Below are 12,815 nucleotides of genomic sequence, written 5' to 3'. Positions count from 1 at the left end.
GCCCGGGCCGCCGCCCGCGCCGCTGCGATACGCCGCCCACGGCGACGGCCGCGAGCGCGGAACCCGCCGTGAACAGGGCGCTGGGCAGTCCGGACAGGCTCGTCGAGCCGAGCATGTCCTGGGCCAGCAGCGCGCCGACCGTGATGCCGGCGGCGAGCCCGGCGCCGCTGAGCACCTGGGCCACGACCAGCACGGTCAGCACCCGGCGCTGCGCGTCGGCCGCGACCCCGACCGGCTCGCGGTCCCGTTCGCCCCGTTCGCTCTCCATCACGGCTTCCTCCATTAATCCATGGAGGATTGTAGATCTTCCGGGGGAGCGCCCGACACGGGGGCGAGTCCGGCGCGCGGCGCGGGCTCAGCGGTCGGACACGGGGCGCCGAGCCACTCCCAGGACGGACGGGGACGTGGGCAGCATCGGTCCCTTCTCGGGCAGCCGGAGCCTCCGGTACGTGAGGATCTCGAAGCCGGCCGCCTCGATCGCCGCCAGCGGGTCGCGCGCCGTGTGGCAGCCACCGAACAGCGCGGGCCACACCGTACGGTCCAGGGCGCGCTGCGCCGTCGAGAGCACATGCCCCGGCGCCCGGCCGTGCTCGAAGAACCGCAGCTCACCGCCCGGCTTCAGCACCCGCCGCAGCTCCGCGAGCGACCGCCGCACGTCCCGTACGCTGCACAGCACCAGCGACGCCACGGCGCCGTCGAACGCCTCGCTCTTCACCGGCAGCGCCTCCGCGGCTCCCGGCACCACGTCCACCGGCACGTCGGCGCGCAGGCCCGCCTCGACGGCGAGTTGCCGCAGCAGCCGTTCCGGTTCGACGGCGACGACCTCGGAGACGGCCGACGGGTAGTACGGGAAGTTCAGCCCGTTGCCCGCACCCACCTCGATGACCCGGCCCGAGAGGCCGTCCAGCAGCTCGCGCCGCAGCGCGGAGACGCCGCCCTTCGTGTCGGCGAGCACGCTCACGCGCGCGTAGAAGCGGGCGAACAGGGGATGGTGGACGGGGTCCCGGGTGGCTTTCGTGTGGCGCTCCGTCATCACGGACCTCCTCCGGCGGATCTCCGACAGAAAGCGGAAAGGGCGGATACGGGGATTGTGCCCCGTGCCCGCCCCTTCGAGAGCCCGCCGGCCGTGTCACTCGCTCACGAAGCAGAACTCGTTGCCCTCAGGATCCCGGAGGACCTGGAAACTGCCCTGCTCGTCCAGGACGACACCACCCACCCGCGTGGCCCCGCGCGCCACGGCCTCGTCGGCGGCCGCCTCGATGTCGTCCGCGTGCAGGTCCAGATGCAGCCGGTTCTTCACGGCCTTGCCCTCCGGCACCTTCTGGAACGCGATTCTGACGAACTCGGGCGGTTCCACATAGGACCAGTCGGGGCCGCGGTCCACGGGCTCGCCGCCCAGCAGTCCGGCCCAGAACCGCACGAGCGCGGACGGCTGGGCGCAGTCGAACACGATCTCACTGACAGTCGCTCTCACACCGAGAGCGTACGGCTCCGACACGCACCGCCCCGCCGCATCACGCGCCCACCGACCGGGCGAACGCCGCCGCGTCCCAGGTCCCGTCCAGCTCGGCCCCCAGCCACGCCGGCGCCGATGCGCGGAACGCCTCCGGGGCGAGGCCGCCCGCGCCCGCCGGGACGGCACCCAGCAGCGGGGCGCCGGCAGCGGCCGGGAGGTCCGTGACGTTGCAGCGCTCGGCCAGGCCCGGGGACCCGGGCCAGCTCCCGACCACCACGCCCAGCTGCGCGAGCCCCCGCGCCCGCAGCGCCTCGCCCGTCAAGGCCGCCAGGTTCAGCGTGCCCAGGCCCGCGGCCGCCACGACCAGGACCGGCGCGTCCAGCAGCCGCGCCGCGTCCGCGAGGGTGCCGCCCCCCTCGTCGTACCGCACCAGCAGCCCGCCCGCGCCCTCGACCAGCACCAGGTCGTGCTCGGCCGCCAGCTTCCCGGCCGCGTCCGCCACGTCCTCCGGCCGCACCGTGGCCATCCGCGCCCGCCGCGCGGCCGTCTCCGGAGCCAACGGCTCGGGGTACCGCGCCAGTTCCCGCGCCGTGACACCGTCACCCGCGAGGCGCACGACCTCGTCCGCGTCGCCCCGCTCAGCGGTGCCCACACCCGTCTGTGCGGGCTTCAGCACCGCGACCGACCGGCCACGCGCGCGTGCCGCCGCGGCGACCGCCGCCGTCACGACGGTCTTGCCGACCTCCGTGCCCGTGCCGCTCACCATCAGGACCGGCATGTCAACCCTCCTTCGCCGCCGCGCACACCGCACGGCAGACACGCGCCAGATCGTCGTCGCCGGTGACGTACGGCGGCATCACGTACACCAGATCCCGGAACGGCCGCAGCCACACGCCCTCCTGTACCGCGGCGGCCGTCGCCGCCGCCATGTCGACGGGGTGGTCAAGTTGGACTACTCCGATCGCTCCGAGGACCCGCACGTCCCGGACCCCAGGCAGGTCCAGCGCCGCCGACAGGCCCTCCCGCAGCCCCGCCTCGATCCGCTTGACCTCGCCCGCCCAGTCCTGGGACAGCAGCAGATCGATCGACGCGCAGGCCACCGCCGAGGCCAGCGGGTTGCCCATGAACGTCGGGCCGTGCGCCAGCACCGGCACCTCGCCCCGCGAGATGCCGTCCGCCACGCGCGACGTGCACAGCGTCGCCGCCATCGACAGATAGCCGCCCGTCAGGGCCTTGCCCAGGCACATCACATCGGGCGACACCCCGGCGTGGTCGGTCGCGAACAGCGCGCCCGTCCGCCCGAAGCCCGTCGCGATCTCGTCGAACACCAGCAGCACGTCGTGCGCGTCGCACGCCTCACGCAGCACCCGCAGATACGCGGGGGAGTGGAAGCGCATCCCGCCCGCGCCCTGCACCACCGGCTCCACGATCACCGCGGCCACCTCGTCCGCGTGCCGGGCGATCAGCGCACGCAGCCCGTCCGCGTACTCCTCGTCGTACGCCGCCGGGGGCGCGGGTGCGAAGACCTGGCGCTGGAGCACCCCCGACCACAGCTCGTGCATCCCGCCCTCGGGGTCGCACACCGACATCGGCTGCCATGTGTCCCCGTGGTAGCCGCCCCGCCAGGTCAGCAGCCGCCGCTTGTCCGGGCGGCCGGTGGAGCGCCAGTACTGGAGGCACATCTTCGCCGCGACCTCGACCGAGACGGAGCCCGAGTCGCTCAGGAAGACATGCCGCAGCGGTTCCGGCGTGATCTCCACCAGGCGGGTCGCGAGGCGGACGGCCGGCTCGTGGGTGAGGCCGCCGAACATGACGTGGCTCATCCGGTCGAGCTGGCCGCGCACCGCCTCGTTGAGCACCGGGTGGTTGTAGCCGTGCACGGCCGACCACCACGACGACATGCCGTCGACCAGCTCGGTCCGCCCGTGGACCGGTTCGGCGAGCCGCAGCCGCACCCCGGACGCCGACTCCACCACGAGCGGGTCGACGCGGCCGGGCATGGGACCGTACGGGTGCCACACGTGCTCCCGGTCCAGGGCGAGCAGCTCGCCGGGGCCGTACAGCGGGTCAGGCATTGGGCGCGAGGTCCGTCCCGGCGCCCCGGCGGCGCACCGCCACCAGGTCGGTGCGGGCAGCCGACGGCGCGGCCTCCCCGTCCACGCCCGCCGCAGCCACCGGAGCCGCCGCAGCCACCGGAGCCGCCGCAGCCACCGGAGCCGCCGCAGCCACCGGAGCCGCCGCGGCCGCCGGAGCCGCCGTGGCCGCGTCGCCCGAGGAGCCGCACACGTCGCCGGAGCCGCAGCCACCGCCCGTACCGCAGCCGGCGGCCGCCTCGGCGTCCACGCGGTGCTCCGGCAGCGTCGTCGTACCGGCGCCCTCCACCTCGAAGCCCGCGTCCGCGATCATGTCCAGGTCCGCCTTGCCGGCCTGGCCCTCGCTGGTCAGATAGTCACCGAGGAAGATCGAGTTGGCCAGGTGCAGCGCGAGCGGCTGCAGCGTCCGCAGATGCACCTCGCGGCCGCCCGCGAGCCGTACCTCCACGTCCGGGCACACGAACCGGACCATCGCCAGGATGCGCAGCGCACGCTGCGGCGTCAGGTTCCACTCCTTGGCGAGCGGGGTGCCCTCGAACGGGATCAGGAAGTTCACCGGCACCGAGTCCGGGTCCAGCTCGCGCAGCGCGAAGACGACGTCGACGAGGTCCTCGTCGCTCTCGCCCATGCCCGCGATCAGACCCGAACACGCCGACAGACCCGCCGAGTGGGCCTTCTGCACCGTGTCGACCCGGTCCGCGTAGGTATGGGTGGTCGTGATGTCCCCGTAGGTCCCCTCGGACGTGTTGAGGTTGTGGTTGTACGCGTCCGCGCCCGCCGTGCGGAGCCGCTCGGCCTGGCCGTCCGACAGGAGCCCGAGGCAGGCGCACACCTCGACGCCCTCGTTCTCGTCCTTGATGGCCTCGATCGTCTTCGAGACCCGGTCGATGTCCCGGTCCGTCGGACCCCGGCCGCTGGCGACCAGACAGACCCGCTTCGCTCCGCCCGCGATGCCCGCGGCGGCCGCCTTGGACGCCTCGTCCGGCTTCAGCCAGGTGTACTTGAGGATCTCCGCCTTCGAGCCGAGCCTCTGCGAGCAGTACGAGCAGTCCTCCGGGCACAGGCCCGACTTCAGATTGACCAGATAGTTGAGCTTCACCCGCCGCCCGAACCAGTGGCGCCGCACCTTCCCGGCCGCGGCCACCACGTCCAGCAGCGCGTCGTCGGAGGTCGCCAGAACGGCGAGCGCCTCTTCACGGGTCGGCAGCTCACGCCGCAGCCCCTTGTCCACCAGCGTGTTCAACAGGTCCATGGCGCTGATCCTGGCCTACGGCACGCCCCGGGGCCAAGGAGGAACTCCACAACGCGGTCAGTCTGGGGTGTGTGGATGACCACACTCTGACCACGGCGCTTCTTCGTTAGGGTCTGTGCGCTGCCTACAAAGCGCAAGACCTCCGAAGCGGACAGGGGATCGTGAGATGGCCGACGGCGTACCCGGAGACCCGTTCGACCGGGATCCGTTGGACCGGGATCTGTTCGATCCAGGCCCATCCGCGTGGGACCCGTTCGACTGGACCGACGCCGCGGCGCGCCGCCGCGCCGACGCCGGTCTCGTACGGACCCTCCGCCCCCGCCCGGCGGACGCGGACCTGCTCGACCTAGCGAGCAACGACTACCTGGGCCTGACCCGGCACCCGGAGGTCACCGCCGCCGCCGCGGAGGCGGCCCGTCGCTGGGGCGCCGGCGCGACCGGTTCCCGCCTGGTGACCGGTACGACCGCCCTCCACACCGAACTGGAACGTGAACTGGCCGCGTTCTGCGGCTTCGAGGCGGCCCTCGTCCTCTCCTCCGGGTACGCCGCGAACCTGGCCGCCCTCACCGCGCTGACCGCCCCCGGGTCGCTCGTCGTCTCCGACGCGGACAACCACGCGTCGATCGTCGACGGCTGCCGGCTCTCCCGCGCCGAGACCGCCGTCGTCCCGCACGCCGACCCCGACGCCGTACGGAAGACGCTGGCCGCCCATCCGGGGCGGCGGGCCCTGGTGGTCTCCGACGCCGTGTTCTCGGTCGACGGGGACGCCGCCCCCCTCGGCGCGCTCGCCGACGCGTGCCGAGCGCACGGCGCCGCGCTCGTCGTCGACGACGCGCACGGCCTGGGCGTCCTGGGCGACGGCGGGCGCGGCACCCTGCACGCGGCGGGCCTCGCGGGCGCGCCCGGGGTCGTCGCCACGGTCACGCTCTCCAAGTCCCTGGGCAGCCAGGGCGGCGCGGTCCTCGGCCCGGCCCGGGTGATCGAGCACCTGGTGAACGCGGCCCGCACGTTCATCTTCGACACGGGCCTCGCCCCGGCCGCCACGGGCGCCGCACTGGCGAGCCTGCGCCTGCTGCGCCGTGAGCCGGACCGGGCGGCACGCGCGCGTAGCGTGGCCGCCACGCTGTACGAGCGGCTGACGGCGGCCGGGCTGGGTGCCGTACGGCCGGAGGCGGCCGTCGTGTCGGTGCGGGCCCCGTCGCCGGAGCAGGCCGTGCGCTGGGCGGCGGGCTGCCGCGCCGAGGGGCTCGCGGTCGGCTGCTTCAGGCCGCCGTCGGTGCCGGACGGTGTGTCGCGACTGCGGCTCACCGCCCGGGCCGATCTGACGGAGGAACAGATCGCCCGGGCGGTCGCCGCGGTCGTACGGACCGCTCCGGTCAGCTGAGCGGGGCCGGCTCCGTCCGGAGCGTGCCGACGAACGACTCCCAGGCCGCGGCCGAGAACCGCAGCGGCGGCCTGCCGGTGTCCTTCGAGTCCCGTACGGCCAGCCGCCCGCCGCCGAGGCTCGCCGCCTCGACGCAGTTGTTCATGCCCACGCTGCGACTGCTGCGCCGCCAGCGGAGATTGTCGTCCTGTGCGAGGTAAGCAGACATGTGGGGTGCCTCCCTACGCGCCGGCAGCGATCCCGGCGATGAGAACCAACGACTCCTCGGGCGTGAGCGCGTGCGCCTGCATGGTGCGGAACGCGGCACCGTACGCCTCGAGGTCTTCCGAGCGTTCCAGATAGAGGCTACGCGTCATGTGGTCGAGAACAACCACGTCCAGATCAGAAATGTTCGGGAAAGAGAAGATAACGAAAGAACCCGAAAGTCCGACGTACCCGCCCATCGTGAACGGCAGCACCTGCAACCGCACATGAGGCAGCTCCGCGACCTCCGCCAGCGTGCGCAGCTGCGCGCCCATCACCCGCGCCCCGCCCACCTGGCGCCGTAACACCGCCTCGTCCAGCACCGCATCCAGCCGCAGCGGCACCGCACCGCGCAGCACCTCCTGGCGGGCCATCCGCACCTCCACCAGCGCGTCGACCGTCGCCTCCGGCAGCCCCTCCAGCGCGGCCCGTGTCACCGCGCGCGCGTAGTCCGGGGTCTGCACCAGCCCCGGTATCACCGACGTCTCCAGCGTCCGCGCCGCGCACGCCTCCGCCTCCAGGCTGATGAAGTCCCGGTACTGCGGCGGGATCACGTCCCGGTACGCGCGCCACCACCCCGTGCCGCCCCCGTCCGCGGCCCCCGCCAGCGCCTCGAGGACCGTGCGCAGCCGCCGGTCGCCGACGCCGTACGCGTCGAGCAGCCGTACCACGTCGGCGTGCGTGACGCCGCTGCGGCCCGTCTCGATCCGGCTCACCTTCGACTGGTGCCAGCCCACCAGGCGCGCCGCGTCCCGGCTGGTCAGCCCCGCGCGCAGGCGCAGCCCCCGCAACTCCTCGCCCAGCTTGCGCCGTCGCACCGCGGGACCGTGCCGTGTGCCGCCCATGACCGACCTCCCTCCCGTCCCCCTCCTCCCGCGCCTGCCTCGAAGCCTGCGGCAACCCGTCAGTGTGCCCGGTAAATCCGTTCTCGCGTAGCAGAGTTCACCGCATCGAGCGACAGATATATGCATATCTTGGTGGATCGCTCCCCTCAGGGGCGACATAAGTGGCAGTCTGGCGCGAAGTACAGTCCGAGGCCGTCCTCACAGCCATCCGCATCTGTCGGAGACCGGCCCCGGTGGGAAAGGGACAGCGTCGCCATGGCAGATCACCAGGAAGCGTCCGTCACTCTGCCGAGCGATCCCGCCTCGGTCTCCGCCGCCCGGAGATACGCGGCCGACGTCCTCGCCGAGTGGGGGCTTCCCGACGACGCCGACATCGCCGACTCGGTCCGGCTGATCGTCTCCGAACTCGCCACCAACGCGGTGCAGCATACTTTCGGCCAGTCGCCCACGTTCACCGTCGATCTCCGGCTGGAACGGGAGGAGCGGCTCCGCATCGGTGTCACGGACAGTCACCCGCGCTGGCCGCAGCGGCTTCCGGCGGCCGTCCAGCAGGACAACGGCCGGGGCATGGTCATCATCCGCTGGTTGACTGCGGAGCGCGGCGGCCGGCTGTCGGTCACCCCGACCGACGAGGGCGGCAAGACCGTGTGGATCGCCCTGCCCTGGCCCGTACCGGTCCAGGGCTGATACGGGGCTGATGCAGGGCTGGTCCGGCGTCGGNCGGCGCCGACGCCGGACCAGCCCTCACCCCTGTCGGGTCAGCGCACGCGGCCGTACGAGACCGACGACGACCAGATGCGGTCGAGCTTCACCCACGACCCGCTCTTCGGCGAGTGCCAGATCTTGTTGTTCCCGGCGTAGATGCCGACGTGGTACACACCGCCGCGGCCGTGGAAGAACACGAGGTCGCCCTTGCTCCGGTACGACTTCGAGATGCGCCGCGTCTTGTTGTACTGAGCCTGCGCGGTGCGCGGCAGCTTCTTGCCGGCCCGCTTGTACGAGTAGAGCGTCAGGCCCGAGCAGTCGAAGCGGTACGGGCCGGTCGCCCCCCACTGGTAGGGGGAGCCCTTCTTCGACGCGGCGATGTTCAGCGCCTTGCCGGCGGCGGCCGGCGCCGCCTGAGCCTCCGGGACGGCGCCCGGGGCCAGCAGCGTGCCGCCGACGGCGGCCAGCGTCAGGGCCGTCAGGGCCCGGGCGATCCGGGCGGCGGTGCAGGGGGAGGCCGATGTGTGGCCGGGGACGGGGGTGGGGGAGGTGTGGGGGGACGGGACCTGATTCTGCGTCGCGGACATGCAGTACCCTTCGCCAATCCGCCTGTGAAGGATTGCCTGTCGGGTTCGGACAGGACGAAGATGCCCGGCCGCTGACGCGGCTTCACCCCAGGGGGACCGGTCCGCACTGCTGCGGTGGCCGCCCCGTACTGCTCGGGTCCTCCACTCCTGCCGATCCACTGATGTCGACCGGGCACCCGGGCGGCGGCAGGATTCGGCGTCCGCCCGGACCGCCCCGCCGGGGTGGCGGGGGCTTGTCGTCGAGACGGATCTTTCCCGCCGGACGCCCGGATCCGGAGGCTCGAACGGCCGCTGTGACCCTCGTCACGACTGATCCAATCGGGTGGACAAGGCCGTTCCCGGGTCCGCTCCGGGCGGTCTGCTGAGCCCCGTACCAGCGGCGGAGCCGAGGGACCCGGCCGGCCGCCTACACGTCGTCCGCAACTCGCCCCGTACGAAGTTCGTCCCTTTGCGTCGGCCGAACGGGCGAGGGGGTGTCGCACGGACGGGCCCGAAACCGGTCAGCCCACGGGATCTTGAGGCAGCGTCACGCGCCCGGTGCGCCGCTCACCGTCCAGCGCACGCAGCGCACGCGCCAGGGTCCGTGCATGCACCTCGTTCTCGCCCCGCCGGTGCATCAGCGTCAGGGCGTCGCGCAGCGCGGCCGCCTGAGCGACCAGCGCCTGGGCCGACCGCAGTGCGCTGTACGTGTGCGCGCAGCGGGCCGGATTGACGCGTCCGACCAGGTCGACGACGTCCAGGTACCCGTCCACGTACGCGCCCTCGGCACGGGTGAGCGCCGGCGGCGGCGGGAGTTCCGGGGGTCGCACGGCTACCCCTTCCGGCTGCGGACCAGGTGGTCCACGAGTCCGTGCGCCTGTGCGCCGGTTGCGTCGAGTACCAGGTCCCGCTCGCACTCCGCCGCGATCCGGTCGCGGCCGCGCCCCGTGTGGCGGGCGAGGACGGCCGCCAGCAGGTCCCGGCGGCGCAGCAGTTCACGGGCATGGACGTCCAGGTCGCTCGGCTGCCCACGCAGCGGCTCGCCGGGCGTGGGCTTCCGCAGCACGACACGGACCCCGGGGAGCGCGGCCCGCTTCGGCCGGCCGCGACGTCGGCCGACACCCCGTCGTTTCGGCGTCGCCGCCGAGGACCGGCCATACGGGGACTGACGCTCAGCCCCCTCCGTCCCGGGATGCGGGGTGGAAGGGTGGCCGGTTGCCTTGTGCGAGGGATGCGCAGGCGGGGCGCCGGCCGCGCAGGGTGGGGCGGTGTCGCGCCCGTGCGTGGAGGGTGCGCGCCCCTGCCCGGTGCGGTGGGGACGCGTGGCCGTCCAGCGCGGGGGTCAGCCGATCGGTGTCGGTTGCGGCGTAGGGCGGCTCGGGCTCGGGTGGCCGGGCCGGTCGGGCGCGGCCGGACGGCGGCCACCGGAACGGCCGTCAGCCCCAGAGTGATCAGGGACCCGCCTGCCGCCGCGCCGTCGAAGGAGGTCACGGAACGCACAAGGGCCACGCCCGCACCCGGTGAGGGGGCGGCGCCCGCGCTGCCGGCCATGGGCCGGCAAAGCGCCGGTTAACCTCACGGAAAAATTTCTGCGAGAGATTGAAATATCTCTCCGACACAGTCGTTCCCGCAGGTCAACAGAGTGTTGAAGCCGGATAGGGTCCCGCTGCGCCCGGGACGACACCGGGCGGAACTGTGAGGTGGAACGTGCAACTGACCCCGCACGAGCAGGAGCGCCTGCTCATCCATGTGGCGGCCGACGTGGCCGGCCGGCGCCGCGCCCGTGGCGTGCGGCTCAACCATCCGGAAGCGGTCGCGCTCATCACCTCGCACATCCTGGAGGGCGCCCGCGACGGCCGTACCGTCGCCGAACTCATGGCGTCCGGGCGGAAGGTGCTCAGCCGCGACGACGTCATGGACGGCATCGCCGAGATGATCCACGACATCCAGGTCGAGGCCACCTTCCCGGACGGCACCAAGCTCGTCACCGTCCACGACCCGATCGTCTGAGGGGGCGTCGCGGATGATCCCCGGAGAGATCCTGTACGCGGACGAGCCCGTGGCCCTCAACGAGGGCCGCCCCGTCACACGCCTGACCGTGCTCAACGCCGCCGACCGGCCCGTCCAGGTCGGCTCCCACTACCACTTCGCCGAGGCCAACCCCGGCCTCGACTTCGACCGCCGGGCCGCCCACGGCCTGCGGCTCGACATCGCCGCAGGCACCGCCGTCCGCTTCGAACCCGGCATCCCGGTCGAGGTCGCACTCGTACCGCTCGCGGGAGCACGGATCGTCCCCGGCCTGCGCGGCGAGACCGGAGGGGCCCTCGATGGCTGAGATCTCCCGTGAGGTGTACGCCGACCTGTTCGGCCCCACGACCGGCGACCGCATCCGCCTCGCCGACACCGATCTGCTCGTCGAGATCGAGGAGGACCGCTCCGGCGGCCCCGGACACGCGGGCGACGAGGCCGTGTTCGGCGGCGGCAAGGTCATCCGCGAGTCCATGGGCCAGTCCCGGGCGACCCGCGCCGAAGGCGCCCCCGACACCGTCATCACCGGGGCCGTCGTCCTCGACCACTGGGGCATCGTCAAGGCCGACATCGGTATACGGGACGGACGGATCACCGGCATCGGCAAGGCCGGCAACCCCGACACCATGGACGGCGTCCACCCCGACCTGGTCATCGGCCCCGAGACCGAGATCATCGCCGGCAACGGCAAAATCCTCACCGCCGGAGCCGTCGACGCCCACGTCCACTTCATCTCGCCCACCCTCGTCGACGAGGCCCTCGCCTCCGGCATCACCACCCTCATCGGCGGCGGCACAGGACCCGCCGAAGGCACCAAGGCCACCACCGTCACCCCCGGCCCCTGGCACCTCGCCCGGATGCTGGAGGCGCTCGACGGCCTCCCCGTCAACATCGGCCTCCTCGGCAAGGGCAACACGCTCTCGCGCGAGGCCATGCACTCCCAACTCCGCGGCGGCGCACTCGGATTCAAGATCCACGAGGACTGGGGCGCCACCCCCGCCGCCATCGACGCCTGCCTCAGCGTCTGTGAGGAGACCGGCGCCCAGCTCGCCATCCACACCGACACCCTCAACGAGGCCGGATTCGTCGGCGACACCCTCGCCGCCATCGCCGGGCGCACCATCCACGCCTACCACACGGAGGGCGCGGGCGGCGGGCACGCGCCCGACATCATCACCGTCGTCTCCGAGCCGTACGTCCTGCCCAGCTCCACCAACCCGACCCGCCCGCACACCGTCAACACCGTCGAGGAACACCTCGACATGCTGATGGTCTGCCACCACCTCAACCCGGCCGTCCCCGAGGACCTCGCCTTCGCGGAGTCCCGCATCCGGCCGAGCACCATCGCCGCCGAGGACGTCCTCCACGACCTGGGCGCCATCTCCATCATCTCCTCGGACTCGCAGGCCATGGGCCGCATCGGCGAGGTGATCCTGCGGACCTGGCAGACCGCCCACGTCATGAAGCGACGCCGGGGCGCACTCCCCGGCGACGGCCGCGCCGACAACCGCCGCGCGCGCCGCTACGTCGCCAAGTACACGATCAACCCGGCCGTCGCCCAGGGCGTCGACCACGAGATCGGCTCCGTCGAGCCCGGCAAGCTCGCCGACCTGGTGCTGTGGGACCCCGCGTTCTTCGGAGTGAAGCCGCAGCTCGTCATCAAGGGCGGCCAGATCGCGTACGCGCAGATGGGCGACGCCAACGCGTCCATCCCCACGCCGCAGCCCGTCCTGCCCCGCCCGATGTTCGGCGCGCACGGCCGGGCACCCGCGAGCAACTCCGTCAACTTCGTCGCCTCCGCGGCCATCGAGGACGCCCTGCCTGGACGCCTCGGGCTCGGCAAGCGGTTCGTCGCCATCGCCAACACGCGGGGCGTCACCAAGGCCGACATGCGCGAGAACGACGCCCTGCCGCGCGTCGAGGTCGACCCGGACACCTTCCGGGTGACCGTCGACGGCGATCCGGTCGAACCGGCACCGGCGGCCGAACTGCCCATGGCCCAGCGCTACTTCCTCTTCTGAGCGCCGGGTACGCCATGTCTCGTTCCGCACTGCTCGTGCTCGCCGACGGGCGGTTCCCCGCAGGCGGGCACGCCCACTCCGGCGGCGCAGAACCGGCCGTCAAGGCGGGCCGCATCAAGGACGCGGCCGGTCTGGAGGCCTTCTGCCGTGGCCGCCTGCACACCACCGGACTCACGGCGGCCGGGCTCGCGGCGGCCGCCGCGCTCGGGTACGACCCGGCCG

Annotated in this window: 14 protein-coding genes, 3 pseudogenes and 1 riboswitch; of the genes and pseudogenes, 6 read left to right on the top strand and 11 right to left on the bottom strand. The window is 73.1% G+C overall.

Annotation, left to right across the window (positions count from 1 at the left end; translation table 11 throughout):
* The 6 genes and pseudogenes from HTZ82_RS32285 to bioB all read right to left on the bottom strand — a co-directional run.
* A pseudogene (locus HTZ82_RS32285) lies at positions 1–268 on the bottom strand (hypothetical protein); the annotation flags it as partial.
* A gap of 87 nt (positions 269–355) precedes the next feature.
* Entirely contained in the window at positions 356–1,033 is a 678-nt protein-coding gene (locus HTZ82_RS16005) for a class I SAM-dependent methyltransferase (RefSeq protein WP_175410061.1), read from the bottom strand.
* 96 nt (positions 1,034–1,129) lie between these two features.
* A complete protein-coding gene (locus tag HTZ82_RS16000) occupies positions 1,130–1,474 on the bottom strand; it encodes a VOC family protein (protein WP_175410060.1) in 345 nt (114 codons plus the stop codon).
* 40 nt (positions 1,475–1,514) lie between these two features.
* Positions 1,515–2,234, bottom strand: coding sequence for a dethiobiotin synthase (bioD, locus tag HTZ82_RS15995; protein WP_175410059.1), 720 nt, complete (start codon positions 2,232–2,234; stop codon positions 1,515–1,517).
* A 1-nt stretch (position 2,235) separates the two neighbouring features.
* Positions 2,236–3,531 carry an adenosylmethionine--8-amino-7-oxononanoate transaminase gene (locus HTZ82_RS15990; RefSeq protein ID WP_175410058.1) on the bottom strand — a complete coding sequence of 432 codons (1,296 nt, stop codon included), beginning with the start codon at positions 3,529–3,531 and terminating at the stop codon, positions 2,236–2,238.
* Complete coding sequence (gene bioB / locus HTZ82_RS15985; protein WP_217624214.1) at positions 3,524–4,801, bottom strand: biotin synthase BioB; 1,278 nt, start codon at positions 4,799–4,801, stop codon at positions 3,524–3,526. Before bioB ends, HTZ82_RS15990 begins: the two co-directional genes overlap by 8 nt.
* A 166-nt stretch (positions 4,802–4,967) precedes the next feature.
* On the opposite strand from bioB, the gene HTZ82_RS15980 reads away from it, so the two are divergent.
* On the top strand, positions 4,968–6,185 hold the full coding sequence (locus tag HTZ82_RS15980) for an 8-amino-7-oxononanoate synthase (protein ID WP_175410057.1): 1,218 nt from the start codon (positions 4,968–4,970) through the stop codon (positions 6,183–6,185).
* Here the strand turns inward: HTZ82_RS15980 and HTZ82_RS15975 are convergent.
* Positions 6,178–6,393 carry a DUF397 domain-containing protein gene (locus HTZ82_RS15975; protein WP_175410056.1) on the bottom strand — a complete coding sequence of 72 codons (216 nt, stop codon included), beginning with the start codon at positions 6,391–6,393 and terminating at the stop codon, positions 6,178–6,180. The genes HTZ82_RS15980 and HTZ82_RS15975 overlap by 8 nt on opposite strands.
* A 13-nt stretch (positions 6,394–6,406) precedes the next feature.
* Positions 6,407–7,273, bottom strand: a complete 867-nt coding sequence (locus HTZ82_RS15970; protein ID WP_175410055.1) for a helix-turn-helix transcriptional regulator — start codon at positions 7,271–7,273, stop codon at positions 6,407–6,409.
* 255 nt (positions 7,274–7,528) lie between these two features.
* Here HTZ82_RS15970 and HTZ82_RS15965 point away from each other — a divergent pair, with 255 nt between their 5' ends.
* Entirely contained in the window at positions 7,529–7,960 is a 432-nt protein-coding gene (locus tag HTZ82_RS15965; protein ID WP_175410054.1) for an anti-sigma regulatory factor, read from the top strand.
* 71 nt (positions 7,961–8,031) lie between these two features.
* On the opposite strand, the gene HTZ82_RS15960 is transcribed toward HTZ82_RS15965, so the two are convergent.
* The 3 genes and pseudogenes from HTZ82_RS15960 to HTZ82_RS15950 form a co-directional block, all read right to left on the bottom strand.
* Entirely contained in the window at positions 8,032–8,565 is a 534-nt protein-coding gene (locus tag HTZ82_RS15960) for a C40 family peptidase (protein ID WP_175410053.1), read from the bottom strand.
* A 4-nt stretch (positions 8,566–8,569) separates the two neighbouring features.
* Positions 8,570–8,774: riboswitch (cyclic di-AMP (ydaO/yuaA leader) on the bottom strand.
* A 291-nt stretch (positions 8,775–9,065) separates the two neighbouring features.
* On the bottom strand, positions 9,066–9,374 hold the full coding sequence (locus tag HTZ82_RS15955; RefSeq protein ID WP_175410052.1) for a hypothetical protein: 309 nt from the start codon (positions 9,372–9,374) through the stop codon (positions 9,066–9,068).
* Positions 9,375–9,376: 2 nt separating this feature from the next.
* A pseudogene (locus tag HTZ82_RS15950) lies at positions 9,377–9,628 on the bottom strand (ATP-dependent Clp protease proteolytic subunit); the annotation flags it as partial.
* A 623-nt stretch (positions 9,629–10,251) separates the two neighbouring features.
* Here HTZ82_RS15950 and HTZ82_RS15945 point away from each other — a divergent pair.
* From HTZ82_RS15945 to HTZ82_RS15930, 4 genes and pseudogenes are all read left to right on the top strand, one after another.
* On the top strand, positions 10,252–10,554 hold the full coding sequence (locus tag HTZ82_RS15945) for an urease subunit gamma (RefSeq protein WP_175410050.1): 303 nt from the start codon (positions 10,252–10,254) through the stop codon (positions 10,552–10,554).
* A gap of 13 nt (positions 10,555–10,567) precedes the next feature.
* Complete coding sequence (locus tag HTZ82_RS15940; protein ID WP_175410049.1) at positions 10,568–10,879, top strand: urease subunit beta; 312 nt, start codon at positions 10,568–10,570, stop codon at positions 10,877–10,879.
* A complete protein-coding gene (locus HTZ82_RS15935; protein ID WP_175410048.1) occupies positions 10,872–12,593 on the top strand; it encodes an urease subunit alpha in 1,722 nt (573 codons plus the stop codon). The genes HTZ82_RS15940 and HTZ82_RS15935 overlap by 8 nt, the downstream gene beginning before the upstream one ends.
* A 14-nt stretch (positions 12,594–12,607) precedes the next feature.
* Positions 12,608–12,815: pseudogene (locus HTZ82_RS15930) on the top strand (urease accessory protein UreF); the annotation flags it as partial.

The organism is Streptomyces sp. TRM64462, assembly GCF_013362995.1.
Classification (GTDB): Bacteria; Actinomycetota; Actinomycetes; order Streptomycetales; family Streptomycetaceae; genus Streptomyces.
This window is presented reverse-complemented; position numbering and strand designations above follow the sequence as displayed.